Here is a 20,107-nt window from a genome sequence, read left to right as displayed (position 1 = left end):
AATGGGCCTGTGGGCCAGAACGGCGACAGGCATGGTCGCCAGGCAACCGGATCAGTATCCTAGCACCTCCTGGCCCGCCGACGCTAAACCAGCGGGCCGCCGAACAGGTTAATCACCGTATGAATGCTCTAGCCCGCCGCGCCGCTGGCCTGTTGCTCAGCACGCTCTGCCTGCCGCTCGCGGCTTTCGCCGCCGACGTGCAACCCACCCACGAATTCATCCTCGACAACGGCCTGAAAGTCGTCGTGCGCGAAGACCATCGCGCCCCGGTGGTGGTGTCGCAGATCTGGTACAAGGTCGGTTCCAGCTACGAGACCCCAGGCCAGACCGGCTTGTCCCATGCCCTGGAGCACATGATGTTCAAGGGCAGCGCCAAGATCGGCCCCGGTGAGGCCTCGCGCATCCTGCGTGACCTCGGCGCGGAAGAGAATGCCTTTACCAGCGACGATTACACCGCCTATTACCAGGTGCTGGCCCGCGACCGCCTGCCGGTGGCCCTGGAGCTGGAAGCCGACCGCCTGGCGAGCTTGCGCCTGCCTGCCGACGAATTCGCCCGCGAAATCGAGGTGATCAAGGAAGAACGCCGCCTGCGTACCGATGACCAGCCAAGCGCCAAGGCTTTCGAGCTGTTCCGTGCCATGGCCTTCCCGGCCAGCGGCTATCACACCCCGACCATCGGCTGGATGGCCGACCTCGAGCGCATGAAGGTCGAGGAACTGCGCCACTGGTACGAATCCTGGTACGCGCCGAACAACGCCACCCTGGTGGTGGTCGGCGATGTCACCGCCGATGAAGTGAAAGGTCTGGCGCAGAAGTACTTCGGCAGCATTCCCAAGCGGGCCGTGCCACCGGCCAAGCTGCCGCTGGAGCTCGCCGAGCCCGGCCAGCGCCTGCTGACGCTGCACGTGCGCACCCAGTTGCCCAGCCTGATCTACGGTTTCAACGTCCCGAGCCTGGCAACCGCCAAGGATCCGCGCACCGTGCATGCCCTGCGGCTGATCTCGGCCCTGCTCGACGGCGGCTACAGCGCGCGCATGCCGGCACGCCTGGAACGTGGCCAGGAACTGGTGGCCGGCGCCTCGTCCAGCTACAACGCCTTCACCCGTGGCGACAGCCTGTTCCTGATCTCGGCCACGCCGAACGTGCAGAAGCAAAAGACCCTGGCCGACGTTGAAAAAGGCGTCTGGCAGTTGCTCGACGAGCTCAAGACCACTCCGCCCAGCGCCGAAGAACTGGAGCGCGTGCGTGCCCAGGTCATCGCTGGCCTGGTCTACGACCGCGACTCCATCAGCAGCCAGGCCACCACCATCGGCCAGCTGGAGACGGTCGGACTGTCCTGGAAGCTGATCGACAGCGAGCTGGACGAACTCAAGCGCGTCACCCCGCAAGACGTGCAGAATGCTGCACGCACCTATTTCACCCGCGAACGCCTGAGCGTTGCCCATGTACTGCCCGAGGAGTCCGCTCATGAGTGATCGCAGCGCACCACGCTACACCCTGATCGGCACGGGCATCATCGCGCTGGTGGTGGCCGTGGCCGCCGTACTCGCCCGCCCGGCCCACTCCGAGGCCGAAAGCAGCGCCGCGCGCCCGGCCAACACCCTGCAATCGCTGGCCGAGCTGGACGGCAAGGCACCCAGCCGGCGCCAGCTGAACATCCAGCACTGGACCACCGCCGAAGGCGCCCGAGTGCTGTTCGTCGAAGCCCGCGAGCTGCCGATGTTCGACCTGCGCGTGACCTTCGCCGCTGGCAGCAGCCAGGACGGCAACACGCCAGGCCTGGCCACCCTGACCAACGCCATGCTCAACGAGGGCGTGGCAGGCAAGGACGTGACCGCCATCGCCGAAGGCTTCGAAGGCCTTGGCGCCGATTTCGGCAATGGGTCCTACCGCGACATGGCCGTGGCCTCGTTGCGCAGCCTGAGCGCCAAGGACAAACGCGAGCCGGCGCTCAAGCTGTTCGCCGAAGTGACCGGCAAGCCGACCTTCCCCGAAGACGCACTGAAACGCATCAAGAACCAGCTGCTGGCCGGTTTCGAGTATGAGAAGCAGAACCCCGGCAAGATCGCCGGCAAGGCCCTGTTCAGCAAGCTCTACGGCGACCACCCTTACGCCCAGCCAAGCGATGGCAGCGCCGAGAGCGTGCCAGGCATCACCCTTGAGCAACTGCGTGCCTTCCACGCCAAGGCCTATGCCGCTGGCAACGCGGTGATCGCCCTGGTTGGCGACCTCAGCCGCGAGGAAGCCGAAGCGGTTGCCGCCCAAGTGTCCGCTGCCCTGCCCAAAGGCCCGGCGCTGGCCAAACCGGCCCAGCCGGTTGAACCCAAGGCCGGCGTCACCCATATCGACTTCCCGAGCAAGCAGACTCACCTGATGCTGGCCGAGCTCGGTATCGACCGCCAGGACCCGGACTGGCCGGCCCTGTCGCTGGGCAACCAGATCCTCGGTGGCGGCGCCTTCGGCACCCGCCTGATGAGCGAAGTCCGCGAAAAGCGCGGCCTGACCTACGGCGTGTACTCGGTGTTCAGCCCGATGCAGGTGCGTGGCCCGTTCATGATCAACCTGCAGACCCGTGCCGAACTCAGCGAAGGGACCCTCACGCTGGTGCAGGACATCCTCGCCGACTACCTCAAGAGCGGCCCGACCCAGCAAGAGCTGGACGACGCCAAACGCGAACTGGCCGGCAGCTTCCCGCTGTCCAATGCCAGCAATGCCAGCATCGTCGGCCAACTGGGCGCCATCGGTTTCTACAACCTGCCACTGACCTGGCTGGAAGACTTCATGCAGCAGTCCCAGGCGCTGACCGTCGAACAGGTCAAGACGGCAATGAACAAGCACCTGGCAGCCGATAAGCTGGTCATCGTCACCGTTGGCCCGAAAGTGCCACAGAAGCCACTGCCTGCCCCCACTGACAAACCGTCCGAGCAACCGCTCGGCGTACCGGAGCACTAATGCCTAGATCCACCCCTCCCGCCCGCCCGCAGCAGGGCCAAAGCAAGGGCCAGGGTCACCTGCGCATCATCGCCGGCGAGTGGCGCAGCCGCCGCCTGGCGGTACCAGAAGGCGAAGGCCTGCGCCCAACCCCTGACCGTGTGCGCGAAACCGTGTTCAACTGGCTGGCGCCCTACATCGAGGGTGCTCAGGTGCTGGATGCCTTTACCGGCAGCGGTGCCCTGGTGCTGGAAGCACTGTCCCGTGGTGCCGAGGATGCCGTGGCACTGGACAGCAACTCGGCGGCCATCGCCAACCTGAAGAACAACCTCGAGATCCTGCGCTGCCCGCGCGGGCAGATCCTGCAGTCCGACGCCCTGCGCTACCTGCAGAACCCGGCCAAGCAGCAGTTCGATCTGGTCTTCCTCGACCCGCCGTTCCACCAGGACCTGCTGGCCACCACCTGTAACCTGCTGGAGCAGAACCAGTGGTTGCGCGAACAGGCGTGGATCTACACCGAAAGCGAAGCAGCCCCCTCGACGCTGCCGATGCCCGGCAACTGGCGCCTGCACCGCGAGAAAAAGACCGGCCAGGTGCACTATGCGCTCTGGCAACGGGGCTGATCCCGTAAGCCGTACTTAGTTACCGCAAACCCGCTGCCAGCATGGTTGAAGCTGCTCCCACGTTCTTGCAGGAGCACTTCAACCATGAGCGAACGCCCCTCTGCGCCCATCCAGGGCAGCACCGTACAATCGTTCACCCTTCCGAACGGCCTGCGTATCTGCCTGCGCGAAGACCATCGCGCACCGCTGGTCAGTGTGCAGCTTTGGTATCACGTCGGTTCGAGCTACGAGCCTGCGGGCCATACCGGTCTTTCCCATGCCTTGGAACATCTGCTGTTCGAAAGCAGCAGCAAGTTGGCAAGCGGCCAATATTCGGCTGTCATGACCCGCCTTGGTGGCGAACCGAATGCCTTCACCGCCACCGATGCCACGGTCTTTCCGCTGACACTGCCAGGCAGCCGGCTGGAGATTGCCCTGGAGGCCATGGCCGACGTCATGGCGAGCGCCACGATCAGCGACACACCATTTGCTCGCGAACTGAATGTGGTCATGGCCGAGCGCCGAGAGCAAGTCGACAATGCCCCCTTGTCACTGGCGCTGGAACATCACCTCTTGCTGGCATACGGCAGCGACGGCTATGGCACGCCAATCATTGGCTACCAGGCTGACCTTGAGCACCTGACCCCGGCTGCTGCCCGAACCTGGTACCAGAGCTGGTACCACCCAAACAATGCCACCCTGGCAGTCGCCGGCGACATCACCCTGCCACAGCTGCAAACCCTGGTAATCAGGCACTTTGCAAGCATTGCGGCCAATCGCCTGCCAGCCCGGCAGACAGCCTCCGCGCCACCACTGCACGCTCGACGCCATCAGACACTGCGCCTACCAGGCCTTTACACAGGCACGATTCTCAGTTTCAACCTGCCCAGCCAATGTACCGCCCGGTCTGGCGAGCAAGCCTACGCATTGCGGCTACTGCCCGAACTCCTTGCCAACGGACAGAGCAGCATCCTGCAACGGCGGCTGGTTCTGCAGGACTCTGTTTTGCGGAGCCTGAACTCAGCCTACGAACCCTGGCAGCGCGGTGACAGCTTGCTGGTTCTCTATGCATTTTGCAGTCCGCAGGTGACGCCGGAGATCGCAGCCGAAAGGCTGATGCGGGAAATCGATGCATTTCGCCAGTCGGCACCCTCCCGGGAAGACCTGCAACGTGCCAAGGCTCGCCTGCTGGCCAGCCAGGTATTTGAAAGGGACGACATCGACAAGCAAGCACAGGCCATCGGCAAACAGGCTGCCTGTGGCCTGGACCCCGTTGCACTGGACGATGAGCGACAAGCCATCGAAGCCGTGACAGCCGAACACGTCGGCCAGGTAGCCCTTGAGTTCCTGACCGACTCCCGCGCCGCCATCACTTTCATGCACCACAAGGAAAGCGCCCATGCATGACTCGACCCCGACGCCAAAACCCACCGATACCACCAGCCTTTACGGTGGCCTGCTGTCTGCCCAAGGGGTCGACCTGGATCAGTTCGAATCCATCCAGACGCAGGTGCAAGCCTGGACGACGGAGGCAGGTACAGCCGTGAAATTCGTCGAAACCCGCGGGTTGCCGATTGTCGATGTAGTACTGAGGTTCAAGGCCGGCACTGTTCAGGACACTGTGCACGCCGGCCTGGCAGCCTTGACGTTGTACATGCTCGATGAAGGCAGCCAGCAGTACACGGCCGCCCAGCAGGCCGAACACCTCGAGCGCCTGGGAGCGATCATCGAAAAGCAGATACGCCTGGAACATGCGACGCTGAGCCTGCGTAGCCTGAGTACACCCGCTGTGCTAGAGCCGGCCCTGGCGCTTTTCACCGACCTCGTGGCACACCCAGCGTTCCTCTCCTCTGCGCTGCACAAGATCAAGCAGCAACTGCTGCAAAGCAACGCTTCACGCGATCGGCGCCCCACATTGAGGGCGCGTAGCGAAGCCTTCCGCCACCTGTTCAATGGCCATCCTTATGGCTGCCCGCTGGGTAGCACCGAACAGGGTGTAGCGGCGGTTACCACGGACGACTTGCGGGCATTCCACCAACGCGCCTATTCCGCCAGCAACCTGGAGATGGTCGTGGTCGGAGACCTTACCCTCGATGAAGCTCAGGCACTCTCACGCCAGATCAGCCAGGCTCTGCCGCAGGGTTGGTCGGCAGCAGACCTGCCAAGGGTCCCGGCCGCCACCGGCGCGAACCTGCACGTCGAACAGCCTGGCGCAAGCAGTGCTGTCCTGGTGGCACTTCCCCTGAATGTGCTCGCCAATGATTCAGAGTTTCCCGCCCTGGTGCTGGCCAGCGATGTGCTGGGAGAAGGGCTCGAATCGCGCCTGATGGTGGAACTGCGCCAACGGCGTGGCCTCACTTACGGCGTGCGCACCCGCGTATCGCCACTACGGGCAGGCGGCTTGCTCAGCGTCGAATGGGAAGTCGCGCCCGCACATGTGCAAGGCTCTCAGGAACTGGTAGTGACCCTGCTGCGCGACTTCATCGAGCAAGGCCCGACCCAGGCCGAATTGCACGTGGCACGCAAACAACTGGAAGGGCAATTGCTGCGCGGTGTTGCTCAGAACAAGCGCCTGGCAGCACTGCTCACGGAGTTGACCCATCAACGTCAACCTGACGATCATCTCAACACCTACATCGAGCGCATCAAACGACTGACCCCGGCAGAGGTTCGCGCCGCCATGCAGCGCCATTTCGACCTAAGCTACAACGTACAGGTCAGTGTCGGCCCAAGCGTCGAGCAACAACCTCTGCCAGCCCCCGACCAATAGCTCAGGTACAGCGGCGGGGTTTCATGGCACTCTACGCAGGCATATCAAGAGTCGCCCAGCATGCCCAGTCTCACCGCCACGTTCCGCCCGGCCATCGGCCTGTCCAACCCTCACCTGCAAACCCTGTGGGGGCCACTGTGGCGCAAGCTGCCGGAGCTGGAACGAAGCCGCGAACGCCTGTGGCTGGCCGATGGCGATTTTCTCGACCTCGACTGGCATGGGCCGCATAGCCCGGATGCGCCGCTGGTGCTGGTCCTGCACGGCCTGACCGGCTCGTCCCATTCGCCTTATGTCAAAGGCTTGCAACAATCGCTGCAAGCTCGCGGCTGGGCCAGCGTGGCAGTGAACTGGCGTGGCTGTTCGGGCGAGCCGAACCTGCTGCCGCGCAGCTACCATTCCGGCGCCAGCGAAGACCTCGCCGAAGTGGTCGCACACCTGCATGCCCAACGCCCACTGGCTCCGTTGTATGCCGTCGGCTATTCACTGGGCGGCAATGTGCTGCTCAAATACCTGGGGGAAAGTGGTTCTGCCAGCCAGCTGCAAGCGGCCGTGGCAGTCTCGGTGCCGTTTCGCCTGGATCAGTGCGCCGACCGCATCGGCCAGGGCTTTTCCAAGGTGTACCAGGCGCATTTCATGCGCGAGATGATGGCCTATGTGCAGGTGAAACAACGGCACTTCCGCGACCGCGGGCACCACGAGGGCCTGGCCGTGCTCGACCGGCTGGGGCCATTGGGCCGGTTGAAGACGTTCTGGGATTTCGACGGCAAGGTCACTGCACCGCTCAACGGTTTCAACGATGCCCATGATTATTATCGACGCGCATCTAGCCGGTTCTATCTGGGGGAAAACCGCACGCCGACGTTGATCATCCATTCCATCGATGACCCCTTCGTGTTCAACCACAGCCTGCCCGCGGCCAGTGAACTGGCGCCGCAAACACAGTTCGAGTTGCATGAGCGGGGTGGGCATGTCGGATTTGTCGACGGCAGCCTGCGGAATCCGGGCTATTACCTGGAGCGGCGGATTCCGCAGTGGCTTGTCGACGGTCAGTGATTATTCGCCAGTCGCCACGCCATGCTTGGGATCATTGATCCACTCGCTCCACGACCCGGCATACAACTTGCCCAACGGATACCCTGCCAGCGCCAGGGAAAACAGGTTATGGCAGGCCGTCACGCCTGACCCGCAGTAGGCCACCAGTTGCTCTGGCGAGCGCCCTGCCAGCTTCTCGGCGAAACGTTGCTTGAGCTGCTCCGGCGCCAGGAAGCGCCCATCGGCACCGAGATTTTCGTTGAAGGCCACGCACCGGGCACCCGGAATGTGCCCGGCAATCGGGTCGATCGGCTCCACCTCCCCGCGAAAGCGCGGCAACGCACGGGCATCGATCAGGGTCAGGTCAGGGCTACCCAGGCGCTTGGCCAGGTGCTCGGCGTCGATCAGCAGCTTGGCATCCGGCTCACCGCTGAACGTCCCCTCGCGCTTGGCTGGCGCATCCAGGCTCAGCGGCAGATGCGCCGCATGCCAGGCCTTGAGGCCACCATCGAGAATCGCCACGTTGCTGCGCTTGCCCAGCCAGACCAGCAACCACCAGGCCCGGGCGGCAAAAGCGCCGGGACCATCGTCGTAGAGCACCACTTCGCTGTCGTTGTCCAGGCCCCACTCGCGCAGGCGCTCGACCAGCCGGTGCGGGTCCGGCAGCGGGTGGCGGCCGGTGCGCCCCTTGCTGACCGGCCCGCTCAAGTCACGCTCCAGATCGGCAAAATGCGCGCCGGCGATATGCCCTTCGGCATAACTGCGCTGGCCGTAATCCACATCCTCCAGGGCAAAACGACAATCCAGGATCACCAGCTTGGGCGAGTCCAGACGCTCGGCCAGCTGTTGCGGGGTGATCAATTGCGCAAGGGGCATGACAATCTCCTGATCGATGGCACGAAGGCCCTGGCTACTGTTCCAGGGCCTGATTGAAGGGAACGTGGAATTCCTGGCACAGAGCGTCCACGGCGCTGCGGGCGTCAAGGGTGACGAAACCGAGCTCCAGAACCAGCACCTGATAGACGCCACGCTTGAAGGCTTCTTCACCCAGATGCGCGGAATGTTCCCGCGTAGTGCTGAGAAAGCGTACCCACGAGGTCAGCACGATCCAGGCATTGATGGTCAGCGATTCGATCTGCGCAGCTTCCATGGCCAGAATCCCGGCATCGACGAAGCCACGGTATATCGCCTGGCCCTGGCGCAGGCAGCGCTCGGAAAAGCGCCGGTAGCGGGCGGCCAGTTCGGGATCGCTTTCCAGCAGGTGTTCCAGGTCACGGTGCAGGAAGCGGTAGTTCCACATCGCCGCGAGCAGCGCCTTGAGGTAGAAGCGCTTGTCCTCGACCGTGGCCCTGCGGCCCTGCGGCGGGCGCAGGAAGCTGTCCACCAGCTCTTCGTACTGGCTGAACAACAGGGCGATGATCGCCTGCTTGTTGGGGAAGTGGTAGTAGAGGTTGCCGGGCGAGATTTCCATGTGCGCGGCAATGTGGTTGGTACTGACGCTGCGTTCGCCCTGCTGGTTGAACAGCTCCAGGCTGTTCTGCACGATGCGCTCTCGGGTCTTCATGCGCGGGGCCATGTTCAGCTCCCAGTCTGCGGGCTTTCGATAATGGGCCATGATACGTTCAATCATGCCGCTGATGCACCGTTTGCGCCGGTGAAAAAAGTCGCACCATGGTACGAATTAGAGTATAGGCTCTAGGGACTTCGAGCCCAGACGGGAGACCACCGTGACCTCGCCCATCGCCTTGCCTCCTGTGCATTCCGACAACGACCTGGAAGCGACGTTCGCCGCCCAGCGCCAGGCCTTTGCCGGCAACCCCATGCCACCGGCAGCACAGCGGCGGCAGTGGCTGAAAAGCCTGCGCGAGGCCTTGCTGGCGGACCAGCAAGCACTGATCGAAGCCATCGATGCCGACTTCAGCGGCCGCAGTGCCGACGAAACGCTGCTGGCCGAGCTGCTACCTTCGGTGCAAGGCATTCGCCATGCCGAACGCCACCTGCAGCGCTGGATGCGCCCGGCCCGACGCGCCGTGGGCCTGGCCTTCCAGCCGGCCAGCGCTCGCGTGCTGTACCAGCCGCTGGGCGTGGTGGGCATCATCGTGCCGTGGAACTACCCGCTGTTTCTCGCCATCGGCCCGCTCACCGGCGCCCTGGCCGCCGGCAACCGGGTCATGTTAAAGCTGAGCGAAGCTACGCCGGCCAGCGGCGCAGCCCTCAAAGCACTCCTTGAACGAGTATTCCCCGAAGACCTGGTCAGCGTGGTACTGGGCGAGGTCGAGGTCGGCCAGGCGTTCGCCCGCCTGCCCTTCGACCACCTGCTGTTCACCGGCGCTACCAGCATCGGCCGCCAGGTCATGTTGGCCGCCGCGCAAAACCTGACCCCGGTGACCCTGGAGCTGGGCGGCAAGTCGCCCGCCATTGTCTCGGCCAACGTACCGCTGGACGCAGCTGCCGAGCGCATCGCCTTCGGCAAGACCCTCAATGCCGGCCAGACCTGCGTCGCCCCCGACTACGTGCTGGTACCGCGCGAGCGCCTGAACGACTTCGCCGATGCCTACCGTCACGTCGTCAAGCGCATGTACCCACGCATCGCCGACAACCCCGACTACAGCGCCATCATCAACCCACGGCAGTTGCAGCGCCTGCAGCACCTGCTGGACGATGCCCGTGGCAAGGGCGCCCAGGTGCTTGACCTGTATGCCGACGAGACGCGCCAGGGCCGACGCCTGCCGCCGCACCTGCTGATCAGGGTCAACGACAGCATGCAGGTGATGCAGGACGAGATCTTCGGCCCGCTGCTGCCGCTGGTGCCCTACGACCACCTCGACGATGCCCTGGCCTACATCAATCAGCGCCCACGCCCACTGGCGCTGTACTACTTCGGCTACGACCGTAGCGAGCAGCAGCATGTGCTGCAGCACAGCCACTCCGGCGGCGTGTGCCTGAACGATACCTTGCTGCACGTGGCCCAGGACGACTTGCCGTTCGGCGGGGTCGGCCCCTCAGGCATGGGGCATTACCATGGCCACGAAGGCTTCCAGACCTTCAGCAAGGCCAAGGCGGTATTGGCCAAGCAGCGCCTGAATGCTGCGCGGCTGATCTACCCGCCCTATGGCAAGGCCTTGCAGCGACTGGTCTACAAGCTGTTCATCCGCTGATGCAGCGCCGCGACCTGTTGCGCTTCAGTTTCGGCGCCAGCCTTTTCCTGAGCACCGCCAGCCTGGTCGGCTGCAGCGCGCAAACGCCCGCGGCCGGTTACCAGGTGCTGCGTGACGATGACCTGCCAGCCCTGCTTGCGCTGATTCCGGTGGTGCTCGCGGGCACCGCAGCGAGTGACGAAAAGGTGCTGCAAAGCCTCGATCACAAGCTGGCTGCGCTATCGCCAGAAATGCTCAAGCTCACCCGGCAATTGTTCGATGTACTCAATCTGCCGCTGACCCGCGGCCCGCTGACCGGGATCTGGGGGGCCTGGGAACAGGCAAGCGACGCGCAGGTCACGGCATTTCTGCAACGTTGGCAGGACAGCTCGCTGAACCTGCTGCGCATGGGGCATGCCTCACTGCTGCAACTGTTGCAAATGGCCTGGTACGAGCGCCCGGAAGCCTGGGCCGCCTGCGGCTACCCCGGCCCACCCAAGATCTGACAACAAGAGCCTCCTCAATGCCTGTAACCGACCCGTTTCGCCAAGGCCTCGAACGTGGCTGGATCACCCATGACGGCTCACGCCTGGAGCAGGACCTGACGCTGGAGGCCGATATCGCCGTGATCGGCAGCGGTGCTGGTGGCGCCACCAGCGCGCAGATGCTCAGCGCAGCAGGCTACAAGGTGCTGCTGATCGAGGAAGGTCCGCTGAAGACCAGCAGCGACTTCCATCTGCTGGAAAACGAGGCCTACGCCAGCCTCTACCAGGAAGGCCTGGGGCGCATGAGCAAGGACGGCGCCATCACCATTCTGCAAGGCCGCGCCGTGGGCGGAACCACCCTGATCAACTGGACATCGAGCTTTCGCACACCACCGCCAACCCTGGCGCACTGGGCAACGGAGCATGGCGTCAGCGGGCTGGGGGAAGCACAATTACAGCCCTGGTTCGAGCGTATCGAGCACGATCTGGGTATCACACCCTGGGCAATGCCTGCGAACGCCAACAACGACGTACTGCGGCGCGGCTGTGAAACGCTCGGCTACCGCTGGGCGGTAATCCCGCGCAATGTGCGCGGTTGCTGGAACCTCGGCTACTGCGGCATGGGCTGCCCGGTCAACGCCAAGCAGTCAATGCTGGTCACGCGCATACCGGCGACCCTGGAGAATGGCGGCGAGCTGCTGTACCTCGCCCGCGCGGAACGCTTCGAGCACAACGGCGAGCGCATCGCCCGGCTGCAATGCCAGGCCCTGGATGCGCAAGGCATCCACCCCACAGGCCGGCAGATCAGCGTGCGCGCCCGTCACTACATCGTCGCCGGTGGCGGTATCAACAGCCCGGCCCTGCTGCTGCGCTCCAAGGCCCCCGACCCGCATGGGCGGCTGGGCAAACGGACCTTCCTGCACCTGGTCAACTTCAGCGCTGCGCGCTTCGACGCGCGTATCGACCCTTACTACGGTGCTCCGCAATCGATCTACAGCGACCACTTCCAGTGGCAGGGCGGCGTCGATGGGCCGGTGGGCTACAAGCTGGAGGTGCCGCCCTTGCATCCGGCACTGGCCAGCACCCTGCTCGGTGGCCATGGCAGCGAAAATGCAAGGCGCATGGCCGAACTCCCCCACACCCACGTGATGCTGGCGTTGCTGCGGGACGGTTTTCACCCCGAAAGCACCGGTGGCACGGTAGAGTTGCGCGGTGACGGCTCGCCGGTGCTGGATTATCCGGTCACCGACTACCTGCGCGACGGCCTGCGCCGCGCCTTCCACAGCATGGCGCAGATCCAGCTCGCTGCGGGCGCGGCGCAGGTCACCCCGGTACACAGTGACGCCAGCGCCGCTGCCAACCTTGATCAGGCCCGACGCATGATCGACGGCTTGCGCCTGGAGCCATTTCGCACCCGGCTGGGCAGCGCCCATGTCATGGGGGGCTGCACAATGGGTGACGACCCGCGCCAGGCGGTGTGCGACAGCCTCGGTCGTCACCATCAGCTGGCAAACCTGTCGGTTCATGACGGTTCGCTGTTCCCCACCAGCATCGGCGCCAACCCGCAGCTGTCGGTCTATGCCATCAGCGCCATGCTCAGCGAAGCCTTGGCCGCCCGCCTGGCACAGAGTGCATGACAACGAATACACGCCCTGTCTATAGTGCCATCAGCCGGCCGCATGACTTGGCCGGGCGCAATCGCTGCGCTACCATCCGACTCCCCAACGCACTCCAGCCAGGATGACGCGATGAACCGAGTGTTGTACCCGGGTACTTTCGACCCCATTACCAAAGGCCATGGCGACCTGGTCGAGCGCGCTTCGCGCCTGTTCGACCACGTGATCATCGCGGTGGCGGCCAGCCCGAAGAAAAACCCCCTGTTCCCGCTGGAACAACGGGTCGAGCTTGCCCGTGAGGTCACCAAGCACCTGCCCAATGTCGAAGTCATCGGCTTCTCCTCGCTGCTGGCGCACTTCGCCAAGGAACAGGGTGCGAACGTGTTCCTGCGTGGCCTGCGCGCAGTGTCGGACTTCGAATACGAGTTCCAGCTGGCGAACATGAACCGGCAACTGGCACCCGACGTCGAGAGCCTGTTCCTCACGCCATCGGAGCGCTATTCGTTCATTTCCTCGACGCTGGTACGGGAAATAGCCGCATTGGGCGGAGATATCAGCAAGTTCGTCCACCCGGTGGTGGCCGAGGCGCTGACCGAACGCTTCAAGAAGTAACCTTGCACGCCTGATCATCGCGCCCGCGTGCACTGCGGGCGCGAATGCGGCACAATTGTGCCCAAAGCGTTGAACATGCCCGGGCGATGCGCCCCGGCCGGAGTCCCCATGTCCCTGATCATCACCGACGATTGCATCAACTGCGACGTCTGCGAACCCGAGTGCCCGAACGAGGCCATCTCCCAAGGCGAAGAGATCTACGTGATCGACCCGAACCTGTGCACCCAATGCGTCGGTCACTACGACGAGCCGCAGTGTCAGCAGGTCTGCCCGGTCGACTGCATCCCGCTGGATGAAGCGCACCCGGAGACCGAAGACGAACTGATGGCCAAGTATCGCCGGATCACCGGCAAGGCCTGATCGCTGCCTGGCAAAGGCTTCGCCCTTGTTCGCGGGTAAACCCGCTCCCACAGGTACAGCGCAGGCCCCACGGGCATTGCAATACCTGTGGGGCGGGCCGCACAGCGGCCCCAGGCTTCAGCGCTGGCAGCGCGGGCAGAACACGCTGGCCCGTTGCCCCAGCTTGACCTCGCGCAGGGCCGTGCCACACAGCTTGCACGGTTCCCCGCCCCGCCCGTAGACGAACAATTCCTGCTGGAAGTAGCCCGGCTGCCCGTCGCCACCGATGAAGTCGCGCAAGGTCGTGCCGCCCTGCTCGATGGCCGCCGCCAGCACCCGTTTGATTTCGATCGCCAGCTTCAGATAACGCGCCCGGGAAATCCCACCCGCCTCGCGGCGCGGGTCGATTCCGGCGGCAAACAGCGCCTCGGTCGCGTAGATGTTGCCCACCCCTACCACCACGGCGTTGTCCATGATGAAGGGTTTGACCGCCATCGAACGCCCGCGCGACAGCTGGAACAGGCGCTCGCCGTCAAACAGATCGGTCAACGGCTCTGGCCCCAGGCGCAACAACAACTCGTGGTTGAACGGGTCGAGGCTCCAGAGCATGGCACCGAAGCGTCGCGGGTCGGTGTAACGCAGCATCAGCCCCGACTCCAGTTCGATGTCGACATGTTCGTGCTTGGCCGCTGGCAAGCCCAGCTCCACCAGGCGCAGGTTGCCCGACATGCCCAGGTGGCTGATCAAGGTACCCACCTCGGCATTGATCAACAGGTACTTGGCCCGCCGCTCGACGCTGAGGATGCGCTGCCCGGACAGGCGCACGTCGAGGTCCTCGGGGACAGGCCAGCGCAGGCGCCGGTCTCGCACCACCACGCGGCTGACGCGCTGGCCTACCAGATGGGGGGCAATCCCGCGCCGGGTGGTTTCGACTTCAGGTAGTTCCGGCATGGATCAGTGCCCGCCCAGCTCGCGAATGTTCTGTTTCAGGGTTTCGAAGTCGTACTCCGACAAACCGATATAGTCCAGCACCAGCGGGCCGACCGCATTCCACTCATGGTCGACGCTCTGGTTGCCCAGCACGCGGTACGAGGCGCAGATGTGCTCGGCCATCTTGAGCACGGCCAGCAGGTTCTTCAACTGGCTCTGGGTATTACGCGACGAGTCTTCGCGGAAGACTGCCAGGGCGTTATGGTGATTGGCGATGGCCGCGCTGATGTGCTCCGGCAGGCGCCAGGACTTGGCCGTGAAGTAGCCAACCACAGAATGGTTGGTGTTGAAGGCACGGTTCTCGGTATCGACCACGCGCGTTTCCTCAGTGGCCTTGGCATAGGCGTCTTCAAGCACCTGCATGTACTCGGGGAAGCGCTTGAGCATCAGCGGTACGCCGCAGTCGTGGAACAGGCCGAGTGTGTAGGCCTCGTCGGCAGCCTGGATGCCGGTGCGCTTGGCCAGGGTCAGACAGGTCATGGCCACGTCCTGGGCGGTATCCCAGAAGCGGTTGAGGGTGACGATGGTCTCGTCGCTCATCTCGCCCTTGATCGACTGCGCGTTGATCAGGTTGATGATCGAACGGCTGCCCAGCAGGTTCACCGCACGCTGGATCGAGCCGATCTTGTTCGAAAGGCCGAAGTGCGGCGAGTTGACCAGCTTGAGCAAGGCACCGGCCAGGCCAGGGTCCTGGGAAATCAGCTTGGCGATGGTTTCCAGGTCCGGGTCAGGCATGTACTGCTCGAACTGCAGATCGACCATGATCTGCGGTTGCGGCGGAATGGTAATGCCTTGCAAGGCTTGCTGGATCTGTTCGGCGCTGAGTTCTTGGGACATACGTACTTACTCGTTTAGGACGAGCGATATTAACCCTCTAAGTGCCCGCCGTGACAGATGCAGCGCCTGGGAGATCGAGCGCCGCCCACGCGGCGCATCGCGAGCTTCGCTCGCTCCTACGTTTGTTTCAGGCCAATTGGTCCTGAGGTATTTGCGCGCGTACGCCTTGGCGCATGACGCGATTTCGCGCCGAACAAACAGGGCGGTCGCGTGCGATGACCCAGGCAATACTGGCCTGAAAAAAACGTAGGAGCGAGCGAAGCTCGCGATGCGCCGCGCGGGCGGCGCTCGATCTCCCAGGCGCCAACCCTCTAAAGGCGAAAACAAGGCAGACACGCTATACTCCCGCTCTTTTTTCCGGAGCGACGTCATGTCCCTGCCCAGCCTTCGCCTCAAAGCCAATGCCGACCGCCGCCTGCGCGCCGGCCACCTGTGGGTCTACAGCAACGAAGTCGACGTTTCCGCGACCCCGCTGCAAGGCTTCCAGGCCGGTCAGCAGGCAGTACTCGAAGCTGCCAACGGCAAGCCGCTGGGCATCGTCGCACTGAGCCCGAACAACCTGATCTGCGCCCGCCTGTTGTCGCGTGACATCAAGCTGCCGCTGGACAAGTCGTTGCTGGTACACCGCCTGAACGTCGCCCTGTCCCTGCGCGAGCGCCTGTTCGACCAACCGTGCTACCGCCTGGTGTACGGCGATTCCGACCTGCTGCCGGGCCTGGTAGTCGATCGTTTCTACGACATCCTCGTGGTGCAACTGGCCTCGGCCACCATGGAAGCGCACAAGGATGACGTGATCGCCGCCCTGATTCAGGTGCTCAAGCCCAGCGGCATCCTGTTCAAGAACGACTCCGCCGCCCGCGACGCCGAAGGCCTGCAGCGCTATGTCGAAACCGTCTACGGCGAAGTGCCGGACTGGGTCCCGCTGGAAGAGAACGGCGTCAAGTTCGAGGCCCCGGTACGCGAAGGCCAGAAGACCGGCTGGTTCTATGACCACCGCATGAACCGCGCGCGCCTGGCCCCCTACGTCAAAGGCAAGCGCGTGCTCGACCTGTTCAGCTACATCGGTGGCTGGGGCGTGCAGGCCGGCGCGTTCGGCGCCAGCGAAGTATTCTGCGTGGATGCTTCGGGCTTTGCCCTGGATGGTGTCGAGCGTAACGCCGCACTGAACGGTATCAGCGAGAAGCTGACCTGCATCGAGGGCGACGTGTTCGAGGCCCTGCGCGAGCTGAAGGCCGCCGAAGAGCGCTTCGACGTGATCATTGCCGACCCACCCGCCTTCATCAAGCGCAAGAAGGACCTGAAAAACGGCGAAGCGGCCTACCGCCGCCTCAATGAACAGGCCATGCGCATGCTGACCAAGGACGGCATCCTGGTCAGCGCCTCGTGCTCGATGCACCTGCCCGAGGACGATCTGCAGAACATCCTGCTGACCAGCGCTCGCCACCTTGACCGCAACTTGCAATTGCTGGAGCGCGGCGGCCAAGGTCCGGACCACCCCGTGCACCCGGCCATTGCCGAAACCCGCTACATCAAGAGCATCACCTGCCGGTTGCTGCCAAACAGCTGACCCGCGCGGCCTGGGGCGCAATGCGCCCCAGGCCGGTATCAGATTTCCAGCACCTGCGACGCGATCCCGAAGTACACCAGCACCCCCGCCGCATCGGCGATCGAAGTCACCAGCGGACCACTGGCAGTCGCCGGGTCGAGCTTCAGACGTGTGAACAGGAACGGCAGGCTCATGCCGATCAGGCTGCCGACCAACACGATCACCAGCATGCTACTGGCTACGATCAAGGCAACGTCCGCGCCACCTCGCAATGCGCCCAGCGATGCCACCGCCAGGGCCATGGTGCCGCCGAGCGCCAACGCCACCCCGCATTCGCGGCCCAGCATGCGCATCCAGTCACGCATGACCACCTCTCCCGTCGCCAGCGCCCGCACCATCAAGGTGGCCGACTGCGCCCCGGCATTCCCCCCGCTGTCCACCAACAGAGGCAGGAAGAACACCAGCACGATATGCGCGGCGATGGTTTCTTCAAAGGCGGCGATGCCGGCGCCGGAAAACAGGTTGCCGAACACCAGCAGCACCAGCCACAGCACTCGCTTGCGGTAAAGCAGACCGACAGTGGCATTGCGCAGGTTGCCGACGTGATTGGTGATCGATGCGCCTTTGTGGAAGTCTTCGGTCGCCTCCTGGCGAAGCTTGTCCAGCGCTTCGCTGTTCTGGTCACGCGACAGTGGTTCTTTACAGCGAATGCAGTTTGCGCAGACAGAGTACATACAGGTCTCCAGGCGCCGACGCAGGCACCCGCAAACCTCGAACTCAGGGGTTCAAGCCTTCGCAAGCCCAGGCGACAGCGCGCTCAGTGCCAATTTACAAGTTCGTGGTGAACTGAAACTGGGAAGGTCCATTGAGGTGATTTCTCGTGAAGCCGCACATGCGGCGCGCAGGATGATAACCAGCGCGGCTGGCAGGGTCTGCCCCGCAGGCAGCATTTCAGAGGCGTCCTACAAGCAGCCGGGAATCACTCTCAAACCACCGTCCAGGCACATCTTCATTCCCTCGCCGCGCCAGCGGTGTAGAATCGGCCTATTCATCGCCAGTCATCCCCGGCGGGTTTATGAGCTCTGGCCAAGCACGCGGCGATCCCGCGCGGTCTTCGGCCCCATCCGTGCCAGTGGCAACCGGCCTGCGGTACAAAGGACAAGAGAAGCTCACTCCCCTTTTTGTGACCTGATTAAGCCGCCAGGAGTGTTTCATGCCTGATTATCGTTCCAAGACTTCCACCCAAGGCCGCAACATGGCCGGCGCACGCGCCCTGTGGCGCGCCACCGGGATGAAGGACGAAGACTTCAAGAAACCGATCATCGCCATCGCCAACTCGTTCACCCAGTTCGTCCCGGGCCACGTGCACCTGAAGGACCTGGGCCAGCTGGTCGCCCGCGAAATCGAACGCGCCGGTGGCGTGGCCAAGGAATTCAACACCATCGCGGTCGACGACGGTATCGCCATGGGCCACGACGGCATGCTGTACTCGCTGCCAAGCCGCGAGATCATCGCCGACGCCGTCGAGTACATGGTCAACGCCCACTGCGCCGATGCCATCGTCTGCATCTCCAACTGCGACAAGATCACCCCCGGCATGCTGATGGCTGCCCTGCGCCTGAACATCCCGGTGATCTTCGTTTCCGGCGGCCCGATGGAAGCCGGCAAGACCAAACTGGCCAGCCACGGCCTGGACCTGGTCGACGCCATGGTCATCGCCGCTGACTCCACGGCCTCCGACGAGAAGGTCGCCGAGTACGAGCGCAGCGCCTGCCCGACCTGCGGTTCGTGCTCCGGCATGTTCACTGCCAACTCGATGAACTGCCTGACCGAAGCCTTGGGCCTCGCCCTGCCAGGCAACGGTTCGACCCTGGCCACCCACGCCGACCGCGAGCAGCTGTTCCTCACCGCTGGCCGCACCATCGTCGAACTGTGCAAGCGCTACTACCAGGAAAACGACGAGTCGGTGCTGCCGCGCAGCATCGCCAACTTCAAGGCGTTCGAAAACGCCATGATGCTCGACATCGCCATGGGCGGTTCGACCAACACCATCCTGCACCTGCTGGCTGCAGCCCAGGAAGGTGAAGTCGAGTTCGACCTGCGCGACATCGATCGCCTGTCGCGCAAGGTGCCGCAGCTGTGCAAGGTGGCGCCGAACATCCAGAAGTACCACATGGAAGACGTGCACCGCGCCGGCGGCATCTTCAGCATCCTCGGCTCGCTGGCCCGTGGCGGCCTGCTGCACACCGACCTGCCGACCGTGCACAGCCGCAGCATGGAAGAAGCCATCGCCAAGTGGGACATCACCCAGACCGATGACGAAGCCGTGCACACCTTCTTCAAGGCAGGTCCGGCCGGCATCCCGACCCAGACCGCGTTCAGCCAGTCGACCCGCTGGGAAACCCTCGACGACGACCGTGAAAACGGCTGTATCCGCAGCTTCGAGCACGCCTATTCGCAAGAAGGTGGCCTGGCCGTGCTGTACGGCAACATCGCCCTGGACGGCTGCGTGGTGAAGACCGCCGGCGTCGACGAGTCGATCCACGTGTTCGAAGGCACCGCGAAGATCTTCGAGAGCCAGGACAGCGCCGTGCGCGGCATCCTCGCCGACGAAGTGAAGGCCGGCGACATCGTGATCATCCGTTACGAAGGCCCGAAAGGCGGCCCGGGCATGCAAGAGATGCTCTACCCGACTTCGTACCTGAAGTCCAAAGGCCTGGGCAAGGCCTGCGCCCTGCTCACCGACGGTCGCTTCTCGGGCGGCACCTCGGGCCTGTCGATCGGTCATGCTTCGCCGGAAGCCGCTGCTGGCGGCGCCATCGGCCTGGTGCGCGACGGCGACAAGGTACTGATCGACATCCCTAACCGTTCGATCAACCTGCTGGTCAGCGACGAAGAGCTGGCCCACCGTCGCATCGAGCAGGACAAGAAGGGCTGGAAACCGGCGGAAGTACGCCCGCGCAAGGTGACCACCGCGCTGAAGGCCTACGCCCTGCTGGCGACCAGTGCCGACAAGGGTGCTGTGCGTAACAAGGCGATGCTCGAAGGGCTTTGAGGCTCTGAAAGCGTGAACGAAGAACCGGCGCCCTTGGCGCCGGTTTTTTTATGCCTGTACCGGCCTCTTCGCGGGTAAACCCGCTCCCACAGGGACTGCACAGCCCTTTAGAGCGGTGCCATGCCTGTGGGAGCGGGTTTACCCGCGAAGAGGTC

Annotated in this window: 18 protein-coding genes; 13 read left to right on the top strand and 5 right to left on the bottom strand. The window is 64.0% G+C overall.

Features of this window, described 5'->3' with window-relative positions; all coding sequences use genetic code 11:
• The first annotated feature begins 119 nt into the window (after positions 1-119).
• The 6 genes from OCX61_RS01390 (at position 120) to OCX61_RS01365 (ending at position 7,356) form a co-directional block, all read left to right on the top strand.
• Positions 120-1,475 (top strand): M16 family metallopeptidase, encoded by a 1,356-nt coding sequence (locus OCX61_RS01390; RefSeq protein WP_261942306.1) that lies wholly within the window; start codon positions 120-122, stop codon positions 1,473-1,475.
• Positions 1,468-2,952, top strand: coding sequence for a M16 family metallopeptidase (locus OCX61_RS01385; protein WP_261942305.1), 1,485 nt, complete (start codon positions 1,468-1,470; stop codon positions 2,950-2,952). The genes OCX61_RS01390 and OCX61_RS01385 overlap by 8 nt, the downstream gene beginning before the upstream one ends.
• Entirely contained in the window at positions 2,952-3,554 is a 603-nt protein-coding gene (gene rsmD / locus OCX61_RS01380) for a 16S rRNA (guanine(966)-N(2))-methyltransferase RsmD (protein ID WP_261942304.1), read from the top strand. The genes OCX61_RS01385 and rsmD overlap by 1 nt, the downstream gene beginning before the upstream one ends.
• An 84-nt stretch (positions 3,555-3,638) precedes the next feature.
• Entirely contained in the window at positions 3,639-4,940 is a 1,302-nt protein-coding gene (locus tag OCX61_RS01375; protein WP_261942303.1) for a M16 family metallopeptidase, read from the top strand.
• On the top strand, positions 4,933-6,303 hold the full coding sequence (locus OCX61_RS01370; protein ID WP_261942302.1) for a M16 family metallopeptidase: 1,371 nt from the start codon (positions 4,933-4,935) through the stop codon (positions 6,301-6,303). Before OCX61_RS01375 ends, OCX61_RS01370 begins: the two co-directional genes overlap by 8 nt.
• 60 nt (positions 6,304-6,363) lie before the next feature.
• Positions 6,364-7,356 (top strand): hydrolase, encoded by a 993-nt coding sequence (locus tag OCX61_RS01365; RefSeq protein WP_261942301.1) that lies wholly within the window; start codon positions 6,364-6,366, stop codon positions 7,354-7,356.
• On the opposite strand, the gene OCX61_RS01360 is transcribed toward OCX61_RS01365, so the two are convergent.
• Both OCX61_RS01360 and OCX61_RS01355 read right to left on the bottom strand, forming a co-directional pair.
• Positions 7,357-8,211 carry a sulfurtransferase gene (locus tag OCX61_RS01360; RefSeq protein WP_261942300.1) on the bottom strand — a complete coding sequence of 285 codons (855 nt, stop codon included), beginning with the start codon at positions 8,209-8,211 and terminating at the stop codon, positions 7,357-7,359. It lies immediately after the preceding gene.
• A gap of 34 nt (positions 8,212-8,245) precedes the next feature.
• Positions 8,246-8,911 carry a TetR/AcrR family transcriptional regulator gene (locus tag OCX61_RS01355; protein WP_085677997.1) on the bottom strand — a complete coding sequence of 222 codons (666 nt, stop codon included), beginning with the start codon at positions 8,909-8,911 and terminating at the stop codon, positions 8,246-8,248.
• Positions 8,912-9,062: 151 nt separating this feature from the next.
• Between OCX61_RS01355 and OCX61_RS01350 the strand changes: the two genes are divergently transcribed.
• From OCX61_RS01350 to OCX61_RS01330, 5 genes are all read left to right on the top strand, one after another.
• Positions 9,063-10,493 (top strand): coniferyl aldehyde dehydrogenase, encoded by a 1,431-nt coding sequence (locus OCX61_RS01350; RefSeq protein WP_261942299.1) that lies wholly within the window; start codon positions 9,063-9,065, stop codon positions 10,491-10,493.
• On the top strand, positions 10,493-10,978 hold the full coding sequence (locus OCX61_RS01345) for a twin-arginine translocation pathway signal protein (protein ID WP_261942298.1): 486 nt from the start codon (positions 10,493-10,495) through the stop codon (positions 10,976-10,978). Before OCX61_RS01350 ends, OCX61_RS01345 begins: the two co-directional genes overlap by 1 nt.
• 17 nt (positions 10,979-10,995) lie before the next feature.
• Positions 10,996-12,594, top strand: coding sequence for a GMC family oxidoreductase (locus OCX61_RS01340; RefSeq protein WP_261942297.1), 1,599 nt, complete (start codon positions 10,996-10,998; stop codon positions 12,592-12,594).
• A gap of 111 nt (positions 12,595-12,705) precedes the next feature.
• Entirely contained in the window at positions 12,706-13,185 is a 480-nt protein-coding gene (gene coaD, locus OCX61_RS01335; RefSeq protein WP_014861498.1) for a pantetheine-phosphate adenylyltransferase, read from the top strand.
• Between the two features lie 108 nt (positions 13,186-13,293).
• Positions 13,294-13,545 (top strand): YfhL family 4Fe-4S dicluster ferredoxin, encoded by a 252-nt coding sequence (locus tag OCX61_RS01330; protein WP_008095804.1) that lies wholly within the window; start codon positions 13,294-13,296, stop codon positions 13,543-13,545.
• A 117-nt stretch (positions 13,546-13,662) separates the two neighbouring features.
• Here the strand turns inward: OCX61_RS01330 and mutM are convergent, their stop codons facing one another.
• Positions 13,663-14,475: a bifunctional DNA-formamidopyrimidine glycosylase/DNA-(apurinic or apyrimidinic site) lyase gene (gene mutM, locus OCX61_RS01325; RefSeq protein ID WP_261942296.1), complete on the bottom strand. Its 813-nt coding sequence runs from the start codon at positions 14,473-14,475 to the stop codon at positions 13,663-13,665.
• Between the two features lie 3 nt (positions 14,476-14,478).
• Positions 14,479-15,297, bottom strand: coding sequence for an HDOD domain-containing protein (locus tag OCX61_RS01320; RefSeq protein WP_261944253.1), 819 nt, complete (start codon positions 15,295-15,297; stop codon positions 14,479-14,481).
• Between the two features lie 424 nt (positions 15,298-15,721).
• Here OCX61_RS01320 and OCX61_RS01315 point away from each other — a divergent pair, with 424 nt between their 5' ends.
• Positions 15,722-16,918 (top strand): class I SAM-dependent rRNA methyltransferase, encoded by a 1,197-nt coding sequence (locus OCX61_RS01315; protein ID WP_261942295.1) that lies wholly within the window; start codon positions 15,722-15,724, stop codon positions 16,916-16,918.
• Positions 16,919-16,956: 38 nt separating this feature from the next.
• On the opposite strand, the gene OCX61_RS01310 is transcribed toward OCX61_RS01315, so the two are convergent.
• Positions 16,957-17,631: a magnesium transporter gene (locus OCX61_RS01310; protein ID WP_261942294.1), complete on the bottom strand. Its 675-nt coding sequence runs from the start codon at positions 17,629-17,631 to the stop codon at positions 16,957-16,959.
• 479 nt (positions 17,632-18,110) lie between these two features.
• On the opposite strand from OCX61_RS01310, the gene ilvD reads away from it, so the two are divergent.
• Positions 18,111-19,952, top strand: coding sequence for a dihydroxy-acid dehydratase (ilvD, locus tag OCX61_RS01305; RefSeq protein ID WP_054885517.1), 1,842 nt, complete (start codon positions 18,111-18,113; stop codon positions 19,950-19,952).
• The last annotated feature ends 155 nt before the right edge of the window (positions 19,953-20,107 follow it).

The organism is Pseudomonas sp. LRP2-20 (assembly GCF_024349685.1).
Lineage (GTDB): Bacteria > Pseudomonadota > Gammaproteobacteria > Pseudomonadales > Pseudomonadaceae > Aquipseudomonas.
This window is presented reverse-complemented; position numbering and strand designations above follow the sequence as displayed.

Coding starts and splice junctions, on each gene's coding strand:
- OCX61_RS01360 (WP_261942300.1), bottom strand. CDS start 8,211: ATGCCCCTTGCGCAATTGATCACCCCGCAACAGCTGGCCGAGCGTCTG.
- coaD (WP_014861498.1), top strand. CDS start 12,706: ATGAACCGAGTGTTGTACCCGGGTACTTTCGACCCCATTACCAAAGGC.
- OCX61_RS01355 (WP_085677997.1), bottom strand. CDS start 8,911: ATGGCCCCGCGCATGAAGACCCGAGAGCGCATCGTGCAGAACAGCCTG.
- OCX61_RS01315 (WP_261942295.1), top strand. CDS start 15,722: ATGTCCCTGCCCAGCCTTCGCCTCAAAGCCAATGCCGACCGCCGCCTG.
- OCX61_RS01375 (WP_261942303.1), top strand. CDS start 3,639: ATGAGCGAACGCCCCTCTGCGCCCATCCAGGGCAGCACCGTACAATCG.
- OCX61_RS01330 (WP_008095804.1), top strand. CDS start 13,294: ATGTCCCTGATCATCACCGACGATTGCATCAACTGCGACGTCTGCGAA.
- OCX61_RS01310 (WP_261942294.1), bottom strand. CDS start 17,631: ATGTACTCTGTCTGCGCAAACTGCATTCGCTGTAAAGAACCACTGTCG.
- OCX61_RS01385 (WP_261942305.1), top strand. CDS start 1,468: ATGAGTGATCGCAGCGCACCACGCTACACCCTGATCGGCACGGGCATC.
- OCX61_RS01370 (WP_261942302.1), top strand. CDS start 4,933: ATGCATGACTCGACCCCGACGCCAAAACCCACCGATACCACCAGCCTT.
- mutM (WP_261942296.1), bottom strand. CDS start 14,475: ATGCCGGAACTACCTGAAGTCGAAACCACCCGGCGCGGGATTGCCCCC.
- rsmD (WP_261942304.1), top strand. CDS start 2,952: ATGCCTAGATCCACCCCTCCCGCCCGCCCGCAGCAGGGCCAAAGCAAG.
- OCX61_RS01345 (WP_261942298.1), top strand. CDS start 10,493: ATGCAGCGCCGCGACCTGTTGCGCTTCAGTTTCGGCGCCAGCCTTTTC.
- OCX61_RS01340 (WP_261942297.1), top strand. CDS start 10,996: ATGCCTGTAACCGACCCGTTTCGCCAAGGCCTCGAACGTGGCTGGATC.
- OCX61_RS01365 (WP_261942301.1), top strand. CDS start 6,364: ATGCCCAGTCTCACCGCCACGTTCCGCCCGGCCATCGGCCTGTCCAAC.
- OCX61_RS01390 (WP_261942306.1), top strand. CDS start 120: ATGAATGCTCTAGCCCGCCGCGCCGCTGGCCTGTTGCTCAGCACGCTC.
- ilvD (WP_054885517.1), top strand. CDS start 18,111: ATGCCTGATTATCGTTCCAAGACTTCCACCCAAGGCCGCAACATGGCC.